Origin of the sequence: Shinella sp. WSC3-e (assembly GCF_945994535.1) — a bacterium.
Taxonomy (GTDB): Bacteria; Pseudomonadota; Alphaproteobacteria; order Rhizobiales; family Rhizobiaceae; genus Shinella; species Shinella yambaruensis.
On the sequence record NZ_OZ000530.1, the window covers coordinates 2,425,458 to 2,441,925 of the forward strand.

Here is a 16,468-nt window from a genome sequence, read left to right on the forward strand (position 1 = left end):
CGGAAAAATGTCCAAGGACCGGCATGCCCCGGGAACTCAGCGTCGGCGAGGTTGCCGAGCGTAGCGGCATCGCGGTCTCCACCCTGCATTTCTACGAGACGAAGGGGCTCATCCACAGCCAGCGCAACCGCGGCAACCAGAGGCGCTATCCGCGCAGCATCCTGCGCCGGGTGGCGGTGATCAAGGTGGCGCAGCGCACCGGCATTCCGCTTTCGGAGATCGCCGACGCCCTGTCGGTCCTGCCGCACGACCGGCCGCTGACGAGCCTCGACTGGCGCAAGCTCTCGGAGACCTGGCGCCGCCAGCTCGACGAGCGCATCGCGCGCCTGACGAAGCTGCGCAACCAGCTCGACGGCTGCATCGGCTGCGGCTGCCTGTCGATGCAGGAATGCCCGCTGCGCAACCCGCTGGACGAACTGGCCGCCGAAGGGCCGGGCCCGAGGCTGCTCGAGCCCTGACCTTCAGGAACGCACGACCGCGTCTTGATGGGATCGGCTCAGTCCAGCCGCGTGGCGAGCAGCTTGTCGACGCGGCGGCCGTCCATGTCGACGACCTCGAAGCGCCAGCCCTGCGTTTCCGTGACCTCACCGGTCTTCGGCAGCTTCTGCAGCGATTCGATGACGAGGCCGGCGGCGGTCTGGTAGCTGCGGCGGGCCGGCAGCTGCAGGCCGAGGCGATCGGCCATCTCGTCGATCGGCATGGCGCCGGCGATCAGCCAGGAGCCGTCCTCGCGCTGCACGGCATAGTCGTCGTCGCCTTCCTCGATATCGGCGCGGAACACGCCGGCAATCGCCTCCAGCACGTCGGCAGGCGTGATGACGCCCTCGAAGTGGCCGTATTCATCGTGGACCAGCATCATCGGCACTTCGGAAGTACGCAGCTTGTCGAGCACGCGCATCGCATCCATCGTGTCCGGCACGATCGGCGCAGGGCGGATGAAGGCGCGGATATCGAGCGGCTGGCCGGCCAGCACGGCCGAGAGCAGCTCGCGCTTCTGCACGATGCCGACGATCGTCTCCGGCCCGCCGTCGGCGACCGGCAGACGGGAATGCTGGCTCTCGTTGAGAGTCTGGTGGATTTCCTCCATCGTGTCGCCAAGGTCGATCCAGTCGACATCGTTGCGCGGCGTCATGAGACCGCGCGCCTCGCGGTCGGAAAAGCGCATGACGCCGGCGATCATCAGCTTTTCGCCGCCCTCGATGACGCCGGCAGCCTCCGCTTCGGCGACGATGGTCTTGATTTCCTCGTCGGTGACGACGCTCTCGGCAACCTCGTGCTGGCCGGTGAGGCGGAAGATCAGCCGCGTCGAGGCATCGAGGATCCAGACCGCCGGGGCGCCGATCTTGGAGAGCAGCGACATGGCCGGCGCGACGAGCGCGGCGAAACGCTCCGGGTTCTTCAGCGCGATCTGCTTGGGCACCAGCTCGCCGACCACCACCGAAAGATAGGTGATGATGAAGATGACGATACCGTAGCCGAGCGGATCGGCCAGCCAGTCCGGCACACCCTCGGCATAGAGGATGTCACGCAGGCGCCCGCCGAGCGCGGCACCCGAAAAGGCACCGGCGAGAATGCCGATGAGGGTAATGCCGATCTGGACGGTGGAGAGGAATTTTCCGGGGTGGTCCGCCAGCTTCAGCGCGGCGGCGGCGCCGCGCGAGCCCTGCGCGGCCATGGTCTTCAGGCGTGGTTTTCGCGCGGAGACGATGGAAAGTTCGGAAAGGGCAAAGACCCCGTTGAAGAGGATGAGGAAGACAGCAATCGCGAGTTCGAACAAGGACTGTGAGCCGTGCTTCTGAACCGCAACGGCGCCTTTCTGTTGATGACGATGGCCGCAAGATAGGGGCGCGGCGGGCCGCCGTCAATCGAACTTGCCGATCACGGTCGCGTCAGGTGGGGATCACGAGCATTTCGAGGAGGATGTCGCGCAGCCGCCCGACCGGCGCGGACGGCGCCGCCTCGGCCGTGTGCAGCATCAGGTCGACGCTGCCGAGCGCCGGCAATCCGGCCCGTTGCGGGTCGAGCACGCGCAGATGCGCGGGCATGCCGGTGGTGGTGCGGATCGTCACGCCGAGCCCGGCCGTCACCGCCGCCCAGAGCCCGGCAAGGCCGGGGCTGGAAAAGACCTGCCGCCACTCCCGCCCGGCCGCCGAAAGCGCATCGACGGCGGCGGCCCGGAACGAACAGGGCGGATCGAAGGCGATGAGCGGCACCGGTTCCCCGGCGGAGACGTCGTAGTCCGCCGCCGCGATCCAGACGATCGGATGGGTGGCGATGTGCCGGCAATGCGCGCTTTTCTGCCCGCCCCAGGTGACGGCCATGTCGAGGTCGCCGCGTTCCACCGCCGCCACCAGCCTGGCGCCGCGATCGACCCGCGCCTCGACGCGCAGCTTCGGATGCGCCCGGGAAAAGCGGCCGAGCACCGGCGGCAGCGACGTCTCGGCAAAGTCCTGCGGAATGCCGAGCCGCAGCCAGCCGTCGAGCGCCCGGCTGGAGCCGAGCATCATCATCGCCTCGTCGTTCAAGTCGAGGATACGCACCGCATAATCATGCAGCGCCGCGCCGGCATCGGTGAGCGCAAGGCCCCGGCCCTGTTTGGTGAAAAGCGTCTGGCCGCTGAGATCGGCAAGCTTCTTCAGTTGCAGGCTGACGGCCGGCGGCGTTCGCCCCAGTGCCTCCGCGGCTTTCGCAAAGCTGCCGAGCCGCACCCCCGTGACGAAGGTGCGCAGCACGTCCATGTCGAAGTTGCGGGGCGAAACCATTCAGTTTTCCAAAACCATATCTGCAATGCTTCTCAATTTTAAAAACGATAGTCGCGCAATAGGCTCATCCCGTCAACAAGAGACAGGAGACGACCATGCCCTTCCTCCATATCCGCCTCGCCGGCAGGAACCTGACCGACGGCGAGCGCCTGCACCTCCAGGACGAGGCCACCCGCCTTGCCGTCACGCTGCTCGGCAAGCGCGCCGAAGCGACCGCCGTCCTTATAGAGGGAACGCCGATCGCCGACTGGGCCATCGGCGCGCGCCGGCAGAAGGTGGCCGGCCATTTCGAGATCCTGATCAGCGAGGGCACGAACACGGCGGAGGAGAAGGCCCGCTTCATCGCCGCCGCCTATGCCCTGCTGGAAGAAGCGCTGGGCGCGCATCTCAATCCGGTGACCTATGTGGTCATCCGCGATATCGCGACGGACAGCTGGGGCTATGGCGGCCAAACGCAGGAAAGCCGGCGCGTTGCCGTTGCGGCATGAAGCGTCAGTCGGCGCTCGGCAGGCGGCGCATGGTGAACTCGATGCGGTCGCCCTCCATGGCGCGCCAGCTCTCGACCTCGGTCCAGTAGGCGGCCTTCGGCCAGAGGTCGAACCATTCGCGCGCCTTCTCCCGCGCCGCCTGCCGGTCGAGGCAGAAGGTCTCGCGGACGAAATGGCCCTCGCCGGCGGGTTTTTCACGACGGCGACGCTCGATATGGCGCCGGAGCCCTTCGAGAGGGGGCGGACCGGGAACACGCGCCATGCAGATTTCCTCCTGGCAGCACATTCGACGGAAGAAACATAAGCCGCCCCCGCGCATTTTGCGAGTCCCGCCGTCCCCAGCCGATGCCCCGCCCGCGGTTGCCAAACGGCGCAAAGTTTTGGACTGTGGCGAAAATGCGATTCGGCGGGCTGCCCGCCAGCGGGAAGCACCATGGAACGACCAGACCTGCCGAAGGGCCTGCCCGAGGACATCGAAGAGAAGAAGAATGCCGCCCGCGCCTGGTTCGAGCGGCTGCGCGACGCGATCTGCGCCAGCTTCGAGGCGATCGAGGACGACCTGCAGGGGCCGCTCTCCGACATGCGGCCCGGCCGCTTCGTCGGCAAGGACTGGCTGCGCGAGGGGGGCGAAGGCGGCGGCGGACGCATGTCGATGATGGAAGGCCGCGTCTTCGAGAAGGTCGGCGTGCACACGTCCACCGTCCACGGCGAATTCTCGCCGGAGTTCCGCGGCCAGATCCCCGGCGCCAGCGAGGACCCGCGCTTCTGGGCCTCCGGCATCTCGCTCATCGCCCATCCGGTGAACCCCAACGTGCCCGCCGTGCACATGAACACGCGCATGGTCGTGACCACCAGCCGCTGGTTCGGCGGCGGGGCGGACCTGACGCCGGTGCTCGACCGCCGCCGCGTGATGGACGACCCCGACACCACGCTCTTCCACAAGGCGATGGAGATCGCCTGCAACCGCCATCCCGTCGCCGACCACCGGAAATTCAAGGAATGGTGCGACGACTATTTCTTCCTCAAGCACCGGGGCGAACCGCGCGGCACCGGCGGCATCTTCTACGACTGGCTGCATTCGCCGGAGGAACTCGGCGGCTGGGACGCCGACTTCGCCTTCACGCAGGATGTCGGCCGGGCCTTCGCCATGGTCTATCCGAAGATCGTGCGCGCGAACTTCAACAAGGGCTGGACGGAAGAGGACCGAGACGAGCAGCTCGTGCGGCGCGGCCGCTATGTCGAGTTCAACCTGCTCTACGACCGCGGCACCATCTTCGGCCTCAAGACCGGCGGCAATGTCGAATCGATCCTCTCCTCGCTGCCCCCGGTGGTGCGCTGGCCCTGAAGGCCGGCCCTCGCCGCCTTGTGATTACAGATCCGCACTGTCCATGGTATGATGCCGCCTGCATGAGTCCATGGAGGAAGCAGTCATGAAGATTGCAGCACAAGAGGCAATGCAGGCGGGTCCCGACCCGAAATCCCCCGAATTTCTCGATCGTTTCGCCGAAACCATCCGTGCCGAGAGCGGCCTCGACCTGCCGCACGCCTATTTCGTCGAGGAAGCCCGGCTGCGGCTTGCCAGCGGCGTGGTTCACCATCTCGTCGATCACCACACGACCCCGGCCCAGTTCCAGTCGTCCTGCTGCTTCGACGCCTGGGCGAAGGACGACGCGGCCTGACAATGGCCGCCCGCAAAAGCGGCGATGAATCCGCGCCCGGGGCGGAACCCCGGGCCGCTTTCGCCGTTTCTCGGGACGGCCAACCGAGCCGCCGGCCCGGCCGCGATTTGGCCGGCGGGGCCTCATCTGCTACACTGGTTCCGTTGAAACGACAGGAGATAGGTCATGAGACTTTTTGAATGCGGTTCACTCGTCCCCGGATGCGACTGGCATACGCGGGCCAATGACGACGCCGAAGTCGTCCGCCGCGCGGTCGAGCACATGCGCGCCGTCCATGGTGAGGCGATCATCCGGGAAAGCATGGTCGACCACATCAAGGAACGCATCGTCGACGAGAAGGCGGCCGACGCCGCCTGACGGGCAGCGCCCCGCAAGCCCCTTGTCGATCTGCCCCACCTTCTCCCCGCCGGGGAGAAGGAAATTGTCGGTGTGACTGGACGTTCCTGCTTCTAGGCCTTCGAAGGCTCTCCCTCCTGCCTGGCCAGTGCTTCCAGGCGGGCAAGCAGCTTGGTGCGGCCGTCATGAAAATTGCCCGCCACCCACGCGTCTTCGATCGCGCCGAGTACCGCGCCGACCTTCGGGCCGGCGGGAATGCCGGCGGCCAGCACATCCGCGCCATTCAGCGGGAAGGTCGGCTTGTGCCATGTCTCCGCCTTTGCGAGGAGCCGCTGGCAAAGCCCGGCAAAGGCGAGCGCCTGCGGATCGGCGAGCCCGCGGGCCCGGGCGGACGCGAGCGCCAGCTTCAAACGCATGGTCAGCCCCTCAGCGCCGTTGCGGTAGAGCAGCCGCTCGAACGCCGTCTCGGCGAGTTTCTGCGCGATTTCCGGCGCGCCTGCCCAATGGTCGAGAGTGGCCGCCTCGGCCCTGGAAAGGCGCAGGCGCCCGGCAAGCGCCTTCAGGCGCGCGCGGTCCGGCGGCACCATGGCGGCAAGGCGCAGCAGCGCGTCCGGCGTCCAGCCGAACGCCGTCTCGGCATCGATCAGGCCGGGGATCGCATCGATGCCCCATTTCTCCGTTTCGGGCAGGATCGCGGTAAGCACGCCCGCCTGCCGCATCCACAACAGCGCCCGGCCGGGATCGGGCGCGCCCAGCAGCTTCTTCGTCTCGGACCAGACCCGTTCCGCCGAGAGTTTCCCCAGCGTATCCTTCGCCCGCGCGCAGGCCTTCAGCCCCTCCGCATCCGGCCGGCCGCTGCCGTAAAGCGCGAAGAAGCGGAAGAAGCGCAGGATGCGCAGGTGATCCTCCGCAATGCGCGTCGCCGCATCGCCGATGAAGCGCACCGTGCGGCTCTCGATATCCGGCAGGCCGTTCACGAGATCGATGACCGTGCCGTCGTCGGTGGCGTAGAGCGCATTGATCGTCAGGTCGCGCCGCTCGGCATCCGCCCGCCAGTCCGTGCCGAAGGCGACATCCGCGCGGCGGCCATCGGTGGCGACGTCGCGGCGCAGCGTCGTCACCTCGAACGGCTTGCCGTCGAGGACCAGGGTCACCGTGCCGTGCTCGATGCCCGTCGGCACCGCCTTGATGCCGGCCGCCTTCGCCCGCTCGACCACCGCTTCCGGCCGCAACGTCGTCGCGATGTCGATATCGGCGACCGGCAGGCCCATCAGGCTGTTGCGCACGGCCCCGCCGGCGATGCGCGCCTCCCCGCCGTCGCTGTTGAGCAGCGCCAGCACGCGAACGAGCGCCGGATCGGCAAACCACGCCTCGCCCGAAACAGACGTCATGCATAAAGCCTTTCATAGATCACCCGCACGATGCCGGCGGTGATGCCCCAGATATTATGCCCCTCATAGGGCATGCGATAATAATGCCGCTCGCCGCCGAGCCAGATGCCGCTGCCCTGCTCGTGGTTGCGCGGATCCATCAGGAACGACAGCGGCACGTCGAAGACCTTCTCGACCTCCGCCGGATTGGGCGTCAGCTCGAACCCCGGCTGCACCACGGCAAGGACGGGCGTGATGGAAAAACCCGACAGCGCCTTGTATTGCGGCAGACGCCCGACCGGCTCGACGAAGCGGCGGTCGAGGCTGATCTCCTCCTCCGCCTCGCGCATCGCCGCAGCCTCGACGTTCTCGTCCTCGTCATCGACCGCGCCGCCCGGAAAGGCGATCTGGCCGGAATGTTTCCGCATGGTGGCGGTGCGCTGGGTGAAGATGACCCGCGCCTCGTCGCCATCGTCGACGACGGGGATCAGCACCGCCGCATCGCGCAGCTTCATGTCTTCGAGATGCGGAATGACGCCCGGATTGAGCAGGCTGTCGCCATGCTCGCGCCAGGTCCCCTCGCCGAGCGTCAGCATCTGTTCCAATGCCCGGCGGCGGAACTCGGCGGCGCTGTAGGGCGGAAAACTCATCGGGTGAGCGCATCCAGCTCGGCGGCCGGCATGATCGGGAAGACCACGCCGCCGGAGCGCACCGCGAACATGTCCGTCCCGTCGATCTCGACCGTCTCGCCAAGCGCGACCAGCTCGTACATCATCGCCCGCGAGACCAGGGCCTCCAGCCGCCCGCGCACGAGGAGATAGGGCTTCAGCTCGCTATTCCCGCCCGCGATGACGAAGCGCAGCGGGTGCTCCGGCCCCGCCTCCACCACATCGCCGACATTGGTGCGGAAGGTGAGCTTTTGCGCCTCCCCCTCGCCCGACGCATTCATCTCGACGGCGAGGAACGGCGCGTCGACGACCCGGATGCCGACCTTCTCGACCGGCGTCACCAGATAGGTCCTGCCGTCCTCGTCCTTGCGCAGGACGGTCGAGAACAGCCGCACCAGCGGCGCGCGGCCGATCGGCGTTCCCAGGTAGAACCAGGTGCCGTCGGCGCGGATCTCCATGTCGATGTCGCCGCAGAACGGCGGGTTCCAGCGCTCGACCGGCGGCAGGCCGCGCCCGCCGGTTTCCGCGCCGGCCCGTGCGATCAGCGCGGCCAGTCCCGCCGCATCGCTGCTTTCGCGAATTTCGCCCGTTGCCATTGTTCCGTCCCGGTTGAACCCTATCTCCGCGAGAGGCCCTTCTTCACGAAGAGGAAAGGGTGGATACACTCACGAGATAGTCATTTCGTGGCCGCTTGTCAGCCACGGGTGAGCTAATAAGCTTTCTATCTATGAAGCGGACGCGGCAAGACCACGATTCGCCGAAGATTTTAGGACCGGTAGTGGAGAGACCCATGGGCGTTCAGAATTCCCCCGAGGCAGGCCTGGACGAAAAGGCGGTGATCGCCGCCGCGGAACGGGCGCTCTCCGACATCGCGATCATCCGCAAGGAGGTGGCCAAGGTCATCTTCGGCCAGGAAAGCGTGGTCGAGCAGACGATGCTGGCGGTGCTCTCGGGCGGTCATGCCCTGCTCGTCGGCGTGCCCGGCCTTGCCAAGACCAAGCTGGTGGTCACCCTCGGCACCGTGCTCGGCCTTTCCTCCAGCCGCATCCAGTTCACGCCGGACCTGATGCCCTCCGACATCCTCGGCTCGGAGGTGATGGACCAGGATGAGAACGGCAAGCGCTCCTTCCGCTTCGTGCCCGGCCCGATCTTCACCCAGCTCCTGATGGCCGACGAGATCAACCGCGCCTCGCCGCGCACCCAGTCCGCCCTGCTGCAGGCCATGCAGGAATATCACGTGACGGTCGCCGGCCGGCCGAACGACCTGCCGAAGCCCTTCCATGTGCTGGCGACGCAGAACCCGCTGGAGCAGGAAGGCACCTATCCGCTGCCCGAGGCGCAGCTCGACCGCTTCCTGCTGCAGGTCGACGTCGACTATCCGGAACTTGCCGCCGAACGCCAGATCCTGCTCGAAACGACCGGCGTGCACGAGGCACAGGCGAGCGCCGCCATCTCGGCCGCGCGCCTGATGGAGATCCAGAACCTCATCCGCCAGATGCCGGTCAGCGAAAAGGTGCTCGACGCCATCCTGTCTCTCGTGCGCTCCGCCCGCCCCGGCAACGGCATCGCCTCCACCGACAAGCACGTCGCCTGGGGCCCCGGCCCGCGCGCCGGCCAGGCCATGATGCTCTGCGCGAGAGCCCGCGCGCTCTATGAAGGCCGCCTCGCGCCTTCCGTCGACGACGTTCTCGCCCTTGCCGAACCCGTGCTGCAGCACCGCATGGCCCTCACCTTCGGCGCGCGCGCCGAAGGCATGTCGGTTCGTGACGTCATTGCAGGCCTCGTCCGCCAGGCCGGCGGCTGAGCGGGGCCGATCACATGGCGACCGTCGGCCAGATCGTCCAACCGACCCCGACCCGCGAGGTTCTTTCGCGGGCGCAGGCCCGCGCCGCTCTCATCCCCGATTGCATGGTGGAGGCCCAGCGCCTCGCCAACACCGTGATCGCCGGCTGGCACGGTCGCCGCAAGCGCGGCATCGGCGAGAACTTCTGGCAGTTCCGCCCCTATGTCGACGGCGAGAGCCTGTCGCGCATCGACTGGCGGCGCTCGGCCCGCGACGACCATACCTATGTGCGCGACCGCGAATGGGAAGCCGCGCACACCGTCTGGGTCTGGGCCGATCTTTCTCCGTCGATGATGTACAAATCGACCTTCGGCAGCGTCTCGAAGGAAAGCCGCGCGCTCGTGCTCATGCTGGCGCTCGCCGAAATCCTCGCCCGCTCCGGCGAGCGCATCGGCTGCCCCGGCATCATGGAGCCGATCGCCGCGCGTAACGCCGCCGAACGCCTCGCCACCGCGCTGATGCACGCCGGCATGACCGGCGGTCTGCCGGAGACGAGCATGATCCGCGGCAACAGCGATATCGTGCTGATCGGCGACTTCCTCGATCCCGTCGAGGATGTCATGCAACGCCTCGCCCCCCTCGCCCGCCGGGGTCTCAGAGGCCATGTCGTCGAGATCGCCGACCCGGCGGAAGAGACCTTCCCCTATGTCGGCCGCACCGAGTTCACCGATCCCGAAAGCGGCCAGAAGCTCACCGCCGGCCGCGCCGAGACGCTGAAGGACGACTATGCCCGCGCCTATGTCGCGCGGCGCGAGACGCTGGCCGACAATCTGCGCCATCTTGGCTGGAGCTTCGTGCCCCACCGCACCGACCGCCTCGCCTCCGAGGCGCTGGTCGCCGTGCACATGTATCTCTCCGGCATGCCGGCGATGAGGACGGAGGGCCGCGGCCGATGAGCGCCTTTGCCTTCGCCTTTCCCGCCGTCCTCACCGCGCTGGTGCTGCTGCCGGTCATCTGGTGGCTGCTGCGCCTGACGCCGCCAAAGCCGCTGACCGAAGTCTTCCCGCCCTTCGCCATCCTCGCCTCGATCATGAAGCGCGAGGAGACGCCGGCGCAAAGCCCCTGGTGGCTGACGCTGCTGCGCATGCTGATGGCCGCCGCGATCATCTTCGCCATCGCCGACCCGGTCTTCAACCCGCGCACCAATACGCTGGCAAGCAGCGGCCCCCTCGCCCTCGTCATCGACAACAGCTGGGCCTCGGCCACCGACTGGCAGCAGCGCATCGACACGGCCTCGACGCTGATCGACGACGCGGAAAGCCGCGACGTGCCAATCTCATTGGTGCTGACCGCCGACCGCCAGCACGACGCCGTGCCGGTCGATGCCGCGACGGCGCGCAACCGCCTCGCCGCCGCCGAAGTCCGCCCGCTCCCGGCCGACCGCGCGTCGGCCGTCGCTTCGCTGCGCACCGCGCTCGACGGAACCGCGCCGGGCACCCTCGCCTTCATCAGCGACGGCATGGCGGGCGGCGAGACGGACGAGACGATCTCCGCGCTGCAAGCACTTTCACCGGCCGATTTCCGCCTGATCGCCGGCGACGGCGCCCCCGCCGTCGCCATCACCGCGGCCAGCAACGGCGCCGACGCGCTGTCCGTCACCCTCAGCCGCCTCGACGGCGGCCCGGCGCGCAGCCTGCCGCTGACGGCGCACGATTCGCGCGGCCGTCCCATCGCGACGGGCACCGCCGATTTCGCCGCAGGCAGCACCACGACGACCGGCACGATCACCGCGCCTTTCGAGCTGCGCAACGATTTCGCCCGCATCACCATCGACGGCCTCGCCAATGCCGGCGGCACGTATCTGCTCGACGACGGCTTCCGCCGCCGCCGCGTCGCCTTCCTCTCCGGCGAGGTGGTGGATGCCAGCCAGCCGCTGCTCTCGCCGCTGCACTACATCAACCGCGCGCTCGCCCCCTATGCCGACCTGATCGAGCCGAGCGTCGCCGACCTCTCCGTCGCCATCCCCGAACTGCTGGAACAGAACCCCTCCGTGCTGATCATGGCCGATATCGGCCGCCTGCCGGAGGACGTACAGGCCGAAGTTCAGCGCTGGATCGAGGCCGGCGGCATGCTGATCCGCTTTGCCGGCCCGCGCCTTGCCGCCGCTCCGGCGGACGATCCGCTCGTGCCGGTCATGCTGCGCAAGGGCGAACGCGCGCTCGGCGGCGCTCTTTCGTGGTCCGAGCCGCAGCCGCTCTCCGCCTATCCGGCGAACAGCCCCTTTGCCGGCATGCGCGCGCCGGAAGGCATCCTTGTCAAGCGCCAGGTGCTCGCCGAGCCGACGCCGGACCTTGCCGAGCGGACCTGGGCGAGCCTTGCCGACGGCACGCCGCTGGTGACGACCGGCCCGCTCGGCTCCGGCCGCCTCGTGCTCTTCCATGTCAGCGCGGAAACCGGCTGGTCCAACCTGCCGCTCTCCGGCGATTTCGTCGAAATGCTCCGCCGCACCGTGCAGCTTTCGCGCGGCGGCGGCGTCTCCACCGGCAACGGCGCCGAGACGCAGGGCCTGCCGCCCTACCGGCTGATGACGGCGAACGGCACGCTCGCCGCCGCCACCGGCGAGGCCAAACCCCTTGCCGCCGGCAACGCCACGAGGGCGATCGCCAGCTTCGACAACCCGCCCGGCCTCTACGGCACGGAGGACGGCTATGTCGCCCACAACCTCTTCCCGCCGGGTCACGAAATCCGCCCGCTCGCCGTCGCCGAAGGCGCCGCCGTCCGCGAGCCGCTCGCCGGCAAGGAGACCTGGTCGCTGAAACCGCACCTCTTCACGCTTGCCGCCCTCTTGCTGCTCGCCGACTGCGCCATTGTGCTCTTCATGGGCGGGGCCTTCGCCGCCGCTGCCCGAAGCGTGCCGAAGCGCGGCGCCACCGCCGCCCTGCTGCTGGCCCTCATGGCCGGCGCGCTGGCGGCGCTGCCGTTCGAAAGCCGGGCGGATGACGCAAAACCGGGCGACGAAAATATCCTGTCGCGGCTCGACACCACGCATCTTGCCTATGTCGTCACCGGCGAGGGCGAGGTGGACCGCATTTCCGAGCGCGGCCTAGCCGGCCTCACGGAATTCCTCACCTACCGCACCACGCTGGAGCCTGGCGAGCCGGTCGGCATCGACATCTCCAGGGACGAGCTGTCGCTCTACCCGATCATCTACTGGCCGGTGAGCGCCAGCGCCGAAATGCCCTCCAGCGCCGCGATCAGCCGCATCGACGCCTATATGCGCAATGGCGGTACGGTGCTCTTCGACACGCGCGACCAGTTCGTCTCGCTCGACGGCAGTTCGACGAGCCCGAACACCGAACGCCTCCAGGCGATCCTCGCCAGCCTCGACATTCCCCCGCTCGAGCCCGTGCCCACCGATCACGTCCTGACCAAGGCCTTCTACCTGCTCGCGAATTTCCCCGGCCGCTATGCCGGAAGCCCGCTCTGGATCGAGGCGGAGCTGGATCGTGCCGAGGACCCGAGCCGCCCGGCCCGCGCGGGCGACGGCGTCTCGCCGATCATGATCACCGGCAACGATTTCGCCGGCGCCTGGGCGGTCGACGCCAACGGCATGGCGCTGCTGCCGACCGTGCCGCCGGACGAGATCCAGCGCGACCACGCCTTCCGCGCCGGCGTCAACATCATGATGTACATGCTCACCGGCAACTACAAGGCGGACCAGGTGCACGTACCCGCCCTCCTCGAACGGCTGGGGCAGTGACATGACCCTGCAATTCTCCCCCTTCCTGCCCTGGCTCGCCATAGCCGCGATCGGCCTTGTCGGCCTTGCGCTTGCCGCCCTCGGCTTCTGGCGCGGCCTGCGCGGCGCCGTCATCCGCGCGCTGGCGCTCGCCCTCCTGGTCTTCGCGCTCGCCAATCCGGTCTTCCTGCAGGAGGACCGCGAGGCGCTGTCGACCGTCGTGCCCGTCATCGTCGACCGCAGCCAGAGCCAGGACAACGAGCAGCGCACCGCCCAGACCAACGCCGCACTGGAAGGCCTAAAAGAACGCTTCGCCCGCTATCCCCGCATCGAGCCGCGCATCGTCGAAGCGGGCGACGACGGCACGTCGGACACGCCCTCCACCCGTCTCTTCGACGCCCTCAACGCGGCGATCGCCGATGTGCCGCGCTCGCGCGTCGGCGGCGCGATCCTCCTCACCGACGGCCAGGTGCATGACATTCCGGAGGCTTCCGCCTTCTCCAGCTTCGAGGCGCCGGTGCACGCGCTCGTCACCGGCCGGCCGGACGAGTTCGACCGCCGCATCGAGATCGTCAGCGCGCCGCGCTTCGGCATCGTCGGCGAGCCGCAGGAGCTGAAATTCCGTGTGGTGGACGACGGCGCCGGGCCCGGCGACACCGCCCGCGTGACCGTGCGCCTCAACGGCAACGAGATCGCCTCGGAAATCGCGCAGCCGGGCACCGAGCAGCCGCTCCGCTTCACCGTGCCGCGCGGCGGCAACAACATCCTGGAATTCGAGGTCGAGCCGGTCGAAGGCGAGATCACCACGGCGAACAACCGCGCCGTCCATGTCATCGAGGGTATCCGCGAGAACCTGCGCGTGCTGCTGGTCTCCGGCGAGCCGCATGCCGGCGAGCGCGCCTGGCGCAACCTTTTGAAGTCCGACACCGCCATCGACCTCGTGCACTTCACCATCCTGCGCCCGCCGGAAAAGCAGGATGGCACGCCGATCAACGAACTCTCGCTGATCGCCTTCCCGACGCGCGAACTGTTCGTCGACAAGATCAACGAGTTCGACCTCATAATCTTCGACCGCTACCAGCACCGCGGCGTGCTGCCGATCCTCTATTACGACAACATCGCGCAATATGTCGAAAACGGCGGCGCGCTGCTGATCGCCGCGGGACCGGAACATGCCGGCAACGATTCCATCGCCGGCACGCCGCTCTCCGTCGTGCTGCCGGCAAACCCGACCGGCGCGATGAACGAAGCCGCCTTCTATCCCCGCCTTTCGGACGAGGGCAAGAAGCACCCCGTCACCCGAGGCCTCGAAGGCGCGAACGAGGAGCCGCCCCATTGGGGCCGCTGGTTCCGCACCGTCGACGTGCAGCGCCCGGACGGCAATGTCGTGATGGAGGCCAATGACGGCAAGCCGCTCCTCGTGCTGAACCGCGCCGGCAAGGGCCGCGTCGCCATGCTGCTTTCCGACCAGGGCTGGCTCTGGGCGCGCGGCTTCGAGGGCGGCGGCCCGCATGTCTCGCTCTACCGGCGCACCGCCCACTGGCTGATGCAGGAGCCGGCGCTGGAAGAGGAGGCGCTGACCGCGCGCACCTTCGGCCGCACGCTCCAGATCAACCGCCAGACGATCGGCGACGCACCCGGCGAGGCGACGCTGAAGCTGCCCTCCGGCGCGACGCAGCAGGTGACGCTGAGCGAGGCCGAGCCCGGCCTCTACCGCGCCGAGGTGCCGACGGCGGAGACCGGCCTCTACGAGATCACCAACGACGATCTCTCCGCTCTGGTGCATGTCGGCGCGGTCGACGCGCCGGAATTCAAGGCGACGATCTCGACCACCGAGAGCCTGAAGCCGCTCGCCGACGCCACCAAGGGCACGGTGCGCCGGCTGGTCGATGCGGAAGGCGAGACGGTTTCCCTGCCGCCTCTGCTGCCGGTGTCGGGCCAGGTGCGCACGGTCGACGAGAACCGCCTGTCGCTGCGCATGACGGACGAGACGGTGCTGAAGGGCATCAACTCGCTGCCGCTCTTCGCCGGTTTCGCCGGCGTCGGCCTCCTGCTGCTCGCCTTCTCGGCCATGTGGTATCGCGAAGGGCGATAGTCCCTCTGGCGTCGCGCCCGCCGTTCGGCTAGTCTGCCCGCACGGCCGGAGGCGGCCGGCAGACCCGCGCCTTTTCAAGGCATGGCGAACGCCTCCCTGAAAACCTTTCACCACCGTTCATCGTTGGCGAAGGCGTCGGCAATGCGGGCACTGACGAAGACTTCGCCTTGAGACGAGGAACGGACATGCGCGATTTTCGCGACGCAAAAACCATGGCGAAAACCCTGCGAGAGGCGCTCGCCGCCCGCACCATCGAGATCACCCACAGCGAAGCCCTCGAAATCGTCGCCCGCCAGTTCGGCGTCGAGACATGGAATATCCTGTCCGCCAGGATCGAGGCCAAGCCGGCGAACGGTATCGAATTCGAGCAGGCGGTGCCGATCGTGCGCATCTTCGATGTGCCGAAGGCGCACGAATTCTATCTCGGCTTCCTCGGCTTTACCGTCGATTGGGAGCATCGCTACGGCGAGAACTTTCCGCTCTATACGCAGGTCTCGCGCGGCGGCCTCAGGCTGCACCTTTCCGAACATGCGGGCGATGCGACGCCCGGCGGCAACATGGTCGTCTACATGAAGGGCATCCGCGCCTTCCAGAAGGAACTGATCGGCAAGGACTACCGCTACATGAAGCCGGGGCTGGAGGACGAGGGTTCGCGGTTGGAGGTGACGGTGACGGACCCGTTCAACAACCACATCCGCTTCATGGAGTTGAAGGACTGAGAAAGCCCCTCATCCGACTGCCGGCACCTTCTCCCCGCAAGCGGGGAGAAGGAAAATGCCGCGCCGCTTTCCTGAAAAGGGTAGCTCGATGGACAGGAGACGTTGCCAAGCCTCTCCTTCTCCCCGCTTGCGGGGAGAAGGTGCCGGCAGCCGGATGAGGGGCGCTTCTTAAATGCCGGCAGCAGTCCCCTCGTCACACCGCCACGCAATCACCCCCTTCAGCCGCTCATGCGTATCGACCGCAAAGGGCATGACCAGCACGCGGGCGGGATCGACGGGGCCGGGAAAGGTCAGCGCGTTCCAGGCGACCTTCTCGAAGCCGAGCGGGCCGTAATAGGGCGGATCGCCGACGAGCACGACGGCTTCCGAGCCCTTGCGTTTTGCGGCGGCGCAGGCGATGCGCAGGAGCTCCCGGCCGATGCCCCGGTTCTTGTGCGAGGGCCTGACGGCGAGCGGGCCGAGAAGATGTCCCTTCACGCCGCCCGCCAGGACCGGCGTCATGCGCACCGAGGCGATCGTCTCGCCGTCATCGGTACAGATGAAGGACAGCGACAGGTCGTGCGGCCCCTGCTCGCGGATGCGCGCAGCCGCGCGGACATGCCGGCCGGGGCCGAAGGCTTCTTCGTTGATATGTTCGATGGCCGCGTCGTGGGAGGCATCTTCCGTCAGGTAGACGAGGTCGTGCTTGAGCATGTTCATGGATCGGGGAACCGGAGACGAAACGAGGGATGCGGGGGATCGCGCCGCCGCCAGGGGGCGCAGCAGGAGCATCAGCGTCGTCGTGGGGTTCCGGTGTAGAACATGCGCGTTTCGTCTTCCCTGCCAGCGT

At 67.9% G+C, this 16,468-nt stretch carries 17 protein-coding genes; 10 read left to right on the plus strand and 7 right to left on the minus strand.

Features of this window, described 5'->3' with window-relative positions:
- The first annotated feature begins 23 nt into the window (after nt 1–23).
- Nucleotides 24–458: a redox-sensitive transcriptional activator SoxR gene (gene soxR / locus AABF56_RS11980; protein WP_317633299.1), complete on the plus strand. Its 435-nt coding sequence runs from the start codon at nt 24–26 to the stop codon at nt 456–458.
- A gap of 38 nt (nt 459–496) precedes the next feature.
- On the opposite strand, the gene AABF56_RS11985 is transcribed toward soxR, so the two are convergent.
- Nucleotides 497–1,777 carry a hemolysin family protein gene (locus tag AABF56_RS11985; RefSeq protein WP_244767037.1) on the minus strand — a complete coding sequence of 427 codons (1,281 nt, stop codon included), beginning with the start codon at nt 1,775–1,777 and terminating at the stop codon, nt 497–499.
- A gap of 112 nt (nt 1,778–1,889) precedes the next feature.
- Nucleotides 1,890–2,762 carry a LysR substrate-binding domain-containing protein gene (locus AABF56_RS11990; protein WP_272806089.1) on the minus strand — a complete coding sequence of 291 codons (873 nt, stop codon included), beginning with the start codon at nt 2,760–2,762 and terminating at the stop codon, nt 1,890–1,892.
- 95 nt (nt 2,763–2,857) lie between these two features.
- Here AABF56_RS11990 and AABF56_RS11995 point away from each other — a divergent pair, with 95 nt between their 5' ends.
- Nucleotides 2,858–3,250, plus strand: coding sequence for a tautomerase family protein (locus AABF56_RS11995; RefSeq protein ID WP_272806090.1), 393 nt, complete (start codon nt 2,858–2,860; stop codon nt 3,248–3,250).
- Between the two features lie 4 nt (nt 3,251–3,254).
- On the opposite strand, the gene AABF56_RS12000 is transcribed toward AABF56_RS11995, so the two are convergent.
- Nucleotides 3,255–3,512, minus strand: coding sequence for a hypothetical protein (locus AABF56_RS12000; protein ID WP_244767040.1), 258 nt, complete (start codon nt 3,510–3,512; stop codon nt 3,255–3,257).
- Nucleotides 3,513–3,683: 171 nt separating this feature from the next.
- On the opposite strand from AABF56_RS12000, the gene hemF reads away from it, so the two are divergent.
- From hemF to AABF56_RS12015, 3 genes are all read left to right on the plus strand, one after another.
- Nucleotides 3,684–4,595: an oxygen-dependent coproporphyrinogen oxidase gene (hemF, locus tag AABF56_RS12005; RefSeq protein WP_272806091.1), complete on the plus strand. Its 912-nt coding sequence runs from the start codon at nt 3,684–3,686 to the stop codon at nt 4,593–4,595.
- An 85-nt stretch (nt 4,596–4,680) separates the two neighbouring features.
- Nucleotides 4,681–4,929, plus strand: a complete 249-nt coding sequence (locus AABF56_RS12010; protein ID WP_244767042.1) for a hypothetical protein — start codon at nt 4,681–4,683, stop codon at nt 4,927–4,929.
- 165 nt (nt 4,930–5,094) lie between these two features.
- Complete coding sequence (locus tag AABF56_RS12015; RefSeq protein WP_244767043.1) at nt 5,095–5,286, plus strand: DUF1059 domain-containing protein; 192 nt, start codon at nt 5,095–5,097, stop codon at nt 5,284–5,286.
- Between the two features lie 92 nt (nt 5,287–5,378).
- On the opposite strand, the gene AABF56_RS12020 is transcribed toward AABF56_RS12015, so the two are convergent.
- The 3 genes from AABF56_RS12020 to AABF56_RS12030 are packed head-to-tail and all read right to left on the minus strand — an operon-like array spanning nt 5,379 to nt 7,899.
- Nucleotides 5,379–6,656 (minus strand): CCA tRNA nucleotidyltransferase, encoded by a 1,278-nt coding sequence (locus AABF56_RS12020; RefSeq protein ID WP_272806092.1) that lies wholly within the window; start codon nt 6,654–6,656, stop codon nt 5,379–5,381.
- Nucleotides 6,653–7,285 carry a CoA pyrophosphatase gene (locus tag AABF56_RS12025; protein WP_244767045.1) on the minus strand — a complete coding sequence of 211 codons (633 nt, stop codon included), beginning with the start codon at nt 7,283–7,285 and terminating at the stop codon, nt 6,653–6,655. Before AABF56_RS12025 ends, AABF56_RS12020 begins: the two co-directional genes overlap by 4 nt.
- Nucleotides 7,282–7,899 (minus strand): DUF1285 domain-containing protein, encoded by a 618-nt coding sequence (locus AABF56_RS12030; protein WP_244767046.1) that lies wholly within the window; start codon nt 7,897–7,899, stop codon nt 7,282–7,284. Before AABF56_RS12030 ends, AABF56_RS12025 begins: the two co-directional genes overlap by 4 nt.
- A gap of 194 nt (nt 7,900–8,093) precedes the next feature.
- Here AABF56_RS12030 and AABF56_RS12035 point away from each other — a divergent pair, with 194 nt between their 5' ends.
- From AABF56_RS12035 to AABF56_RS12055, 5 genes are all read left to right on the plus strand, one after another.
- Nucleotides 8,094–9,107 (plus strand): AAA family ATPase, encoded by a 1,014-nt coding sequence (locus AABF56_RS12035; RefSeq protein ID WP_272806093.1) that lies wholly within the window; start codon nt 8,094–8,096, stop codon nt 9,105–9,107.
- Between the two features lie 14 nt (nt 9,108–9,121).
- On the plus strand, nt 9,122–10,042 hold the full coding sequence (locus AABF56_RS12040) for a DUF58 domain-containing protein (RefSeq protein ID WP_244767048.1): 921 nt from the start codon (nt 9,122–9,124) through the stop codon (nt 10,040–10,042).
- Entirely contained in the window at nt 10,039–12,846 is a 2,808-nt protein-coding gene (locus AABF56_RS12045) for a DUF4159 domain-containing protein (RefSeq protein WP_272806094.1), read from the plus strand. Before AABF56_RS12040 ends, AABF56_RS12045 begins: the two co-directional genes overlap by 4 nt.
- 1 nt (nt 12,847) lies before the next feature.
- Nucleotides 12,848–14,920: a hypothetical protein gene (locus AABF56_RS12050; RefSeq protein WP_272806095.1), complete on the plus strand. Its 2,073-nt coding sequence runs from the start codon at nt 12,848–12,850 to the stop codon at nt 14,918–14,920.
- 185 nt (nt 14,921–15,105) lie between these two features.
- Nucleotides 15,106–15,639: a glyoxalase superfamily protein gene (locus AABF56_RS12055; protein ID WP_272806096.1), complete on the plus strand. Its 534-nt coding sequence runs from the start codon at nt 15,106–15,108 to the stop codon at nt 15,637–15,639.
- 168 nt (nt 15,640–15,807) lie between these two features.
- Here the strand turns inward: AABF56_RS12055 and AABF56_RS12060 are convergent, their stop codons facing one another.
- Nucleotides 15,808–16,410 carry a GNAT family N-acetyltransferase gene (locus AABF56_RS12060; RefSeq protein ID WP_443021102.1) on the minus strand — a complete coding sequence of 201 codons (603 nt, stop codon included), beginning with the start codon at nt 16,408–16,410 and terminating at the stop codon, nt 15,808–15,810.
- Nucleotides 16,411–16,468: the final 58 nt, after the last annotated feature.

Excerpts from the sequence above, each read along its gene's own strand:
- AABF56_RS12000 (WP_244767040.1), bottom strand. The coding sequence starts at position 3,512 with ATGGCGCGTGTTCCCGGTCCGCCCCCTCTCGAAGGGCTCCGGCGCCAT.
- AABF56_RS12015 (WP_244767043.1), top strand. The coding sequence starts at position 5,095 with ATGAGACTTTTTGAATGCGGTTCACTCGTCCCCGGATGCGACTGGCAT.
- AABF56_RS12050 (WP_272806095.1), top strand. The coding sequence starts at position 12,848 with ATGACCCTGCAATTCTCCCCCTTCCTGCCCTGGCTCGCCATAGCCGCG.
- AABF56_RS11990 (WP_272806089.1), bottom strand. The coding sequence starts at position 2,762 with ATGGTTTCGCCCCGCAACTTCGACATGGACGTGCTGCGCACCTTCGTC.
- hemF (WP_272806091.1), top strand. The coding sequence starts at position 3,684 with ATGGAACGACCAGACCTGCCGAAGGGCCTGCCCGAGGACATCGAAGAG.
- AABF56_RS12020 (WP_272806092.1), bottom strand. The coding sequence starts at position 6,656 with ATGACGTCTGTTTCGGGCGAGGCGTGGTTTGCCGATCCGGCGCTCGTT.
- AABF56_RS12045 (WP_272806094.1), top strand. The coding sequence starts at position 10,039 with ATGAGCGCCTTTGCCTTCGCCTTTCCCGCCGTCCTCACCGCGCTGGTG.
- AABF56_RS12030 (WP_244767046.1), bottom strand. The coding sequence starts at position 7,899 with ATGGCAACGGGCGAAATTCGCGAAAGCAGCGATGCGGCGGGACTGGCC.
- AABF56_RS12025 (WP_244767045.1), bottom strand. The coding sequence starts at position 7,285 with ATGAGTTTTCCGCCCTACAGCGCCGCCGAGTTCCGCCGCCGGGCATTG.
- AABF56_RS12010 (WP_244767042.1), top strand. The coding sequence starts at position 4,681 with ATGAAGATTGCAGCACAAGAGGCAATGCAGGCGGGTCCCGACCCGAAA.
- AABF56_RS12035 (WP_272806093.1), top strand. The coding sequence starts at position 8,094 with ATGGGCGTTCAGAATTCCCCCGAGGCAGGCCTGGACGAAAAGGCGGTG.
- soxR (WP_317633299.1), top strand. The coding sequence starts at position 24 with ATGCCCCGGGAACTCAGCGTCGGCGAGGTTGCCGAGCGTAGCGGCATC.
- AABF56_RS11995 (WP_272806090.1), top strand. The coding sequence starts at position 2,858 with ATGCCCTTCCTCCATATCCGCCTCGCCGGCAGGAACCTGACCGACGGC.
- AABF56_RS12055 (WP_272806096.1), top strand. The coding sequence starts at position 15,106 with ATGCGCGATTTTCGCGACGCAAAAACCATGGCGAAAACCCTGCGAGAG.
- AABF56_RS12060 (WP_443021102.1), bottom strand. The coding sequence starts at position 16,410 with ATGCTCCTGCTGCGCCCCCTGGCGGCGGCGCGATCCCCCGCATCCCTC.
- AABF56_RS12040 (WP_244767048.1), top strand. The coding sequence starts at position 9,122 with ATGGCGACCGTCGGCCAGATCGTCCAACCGACCCCGACCCGCGAGGTT.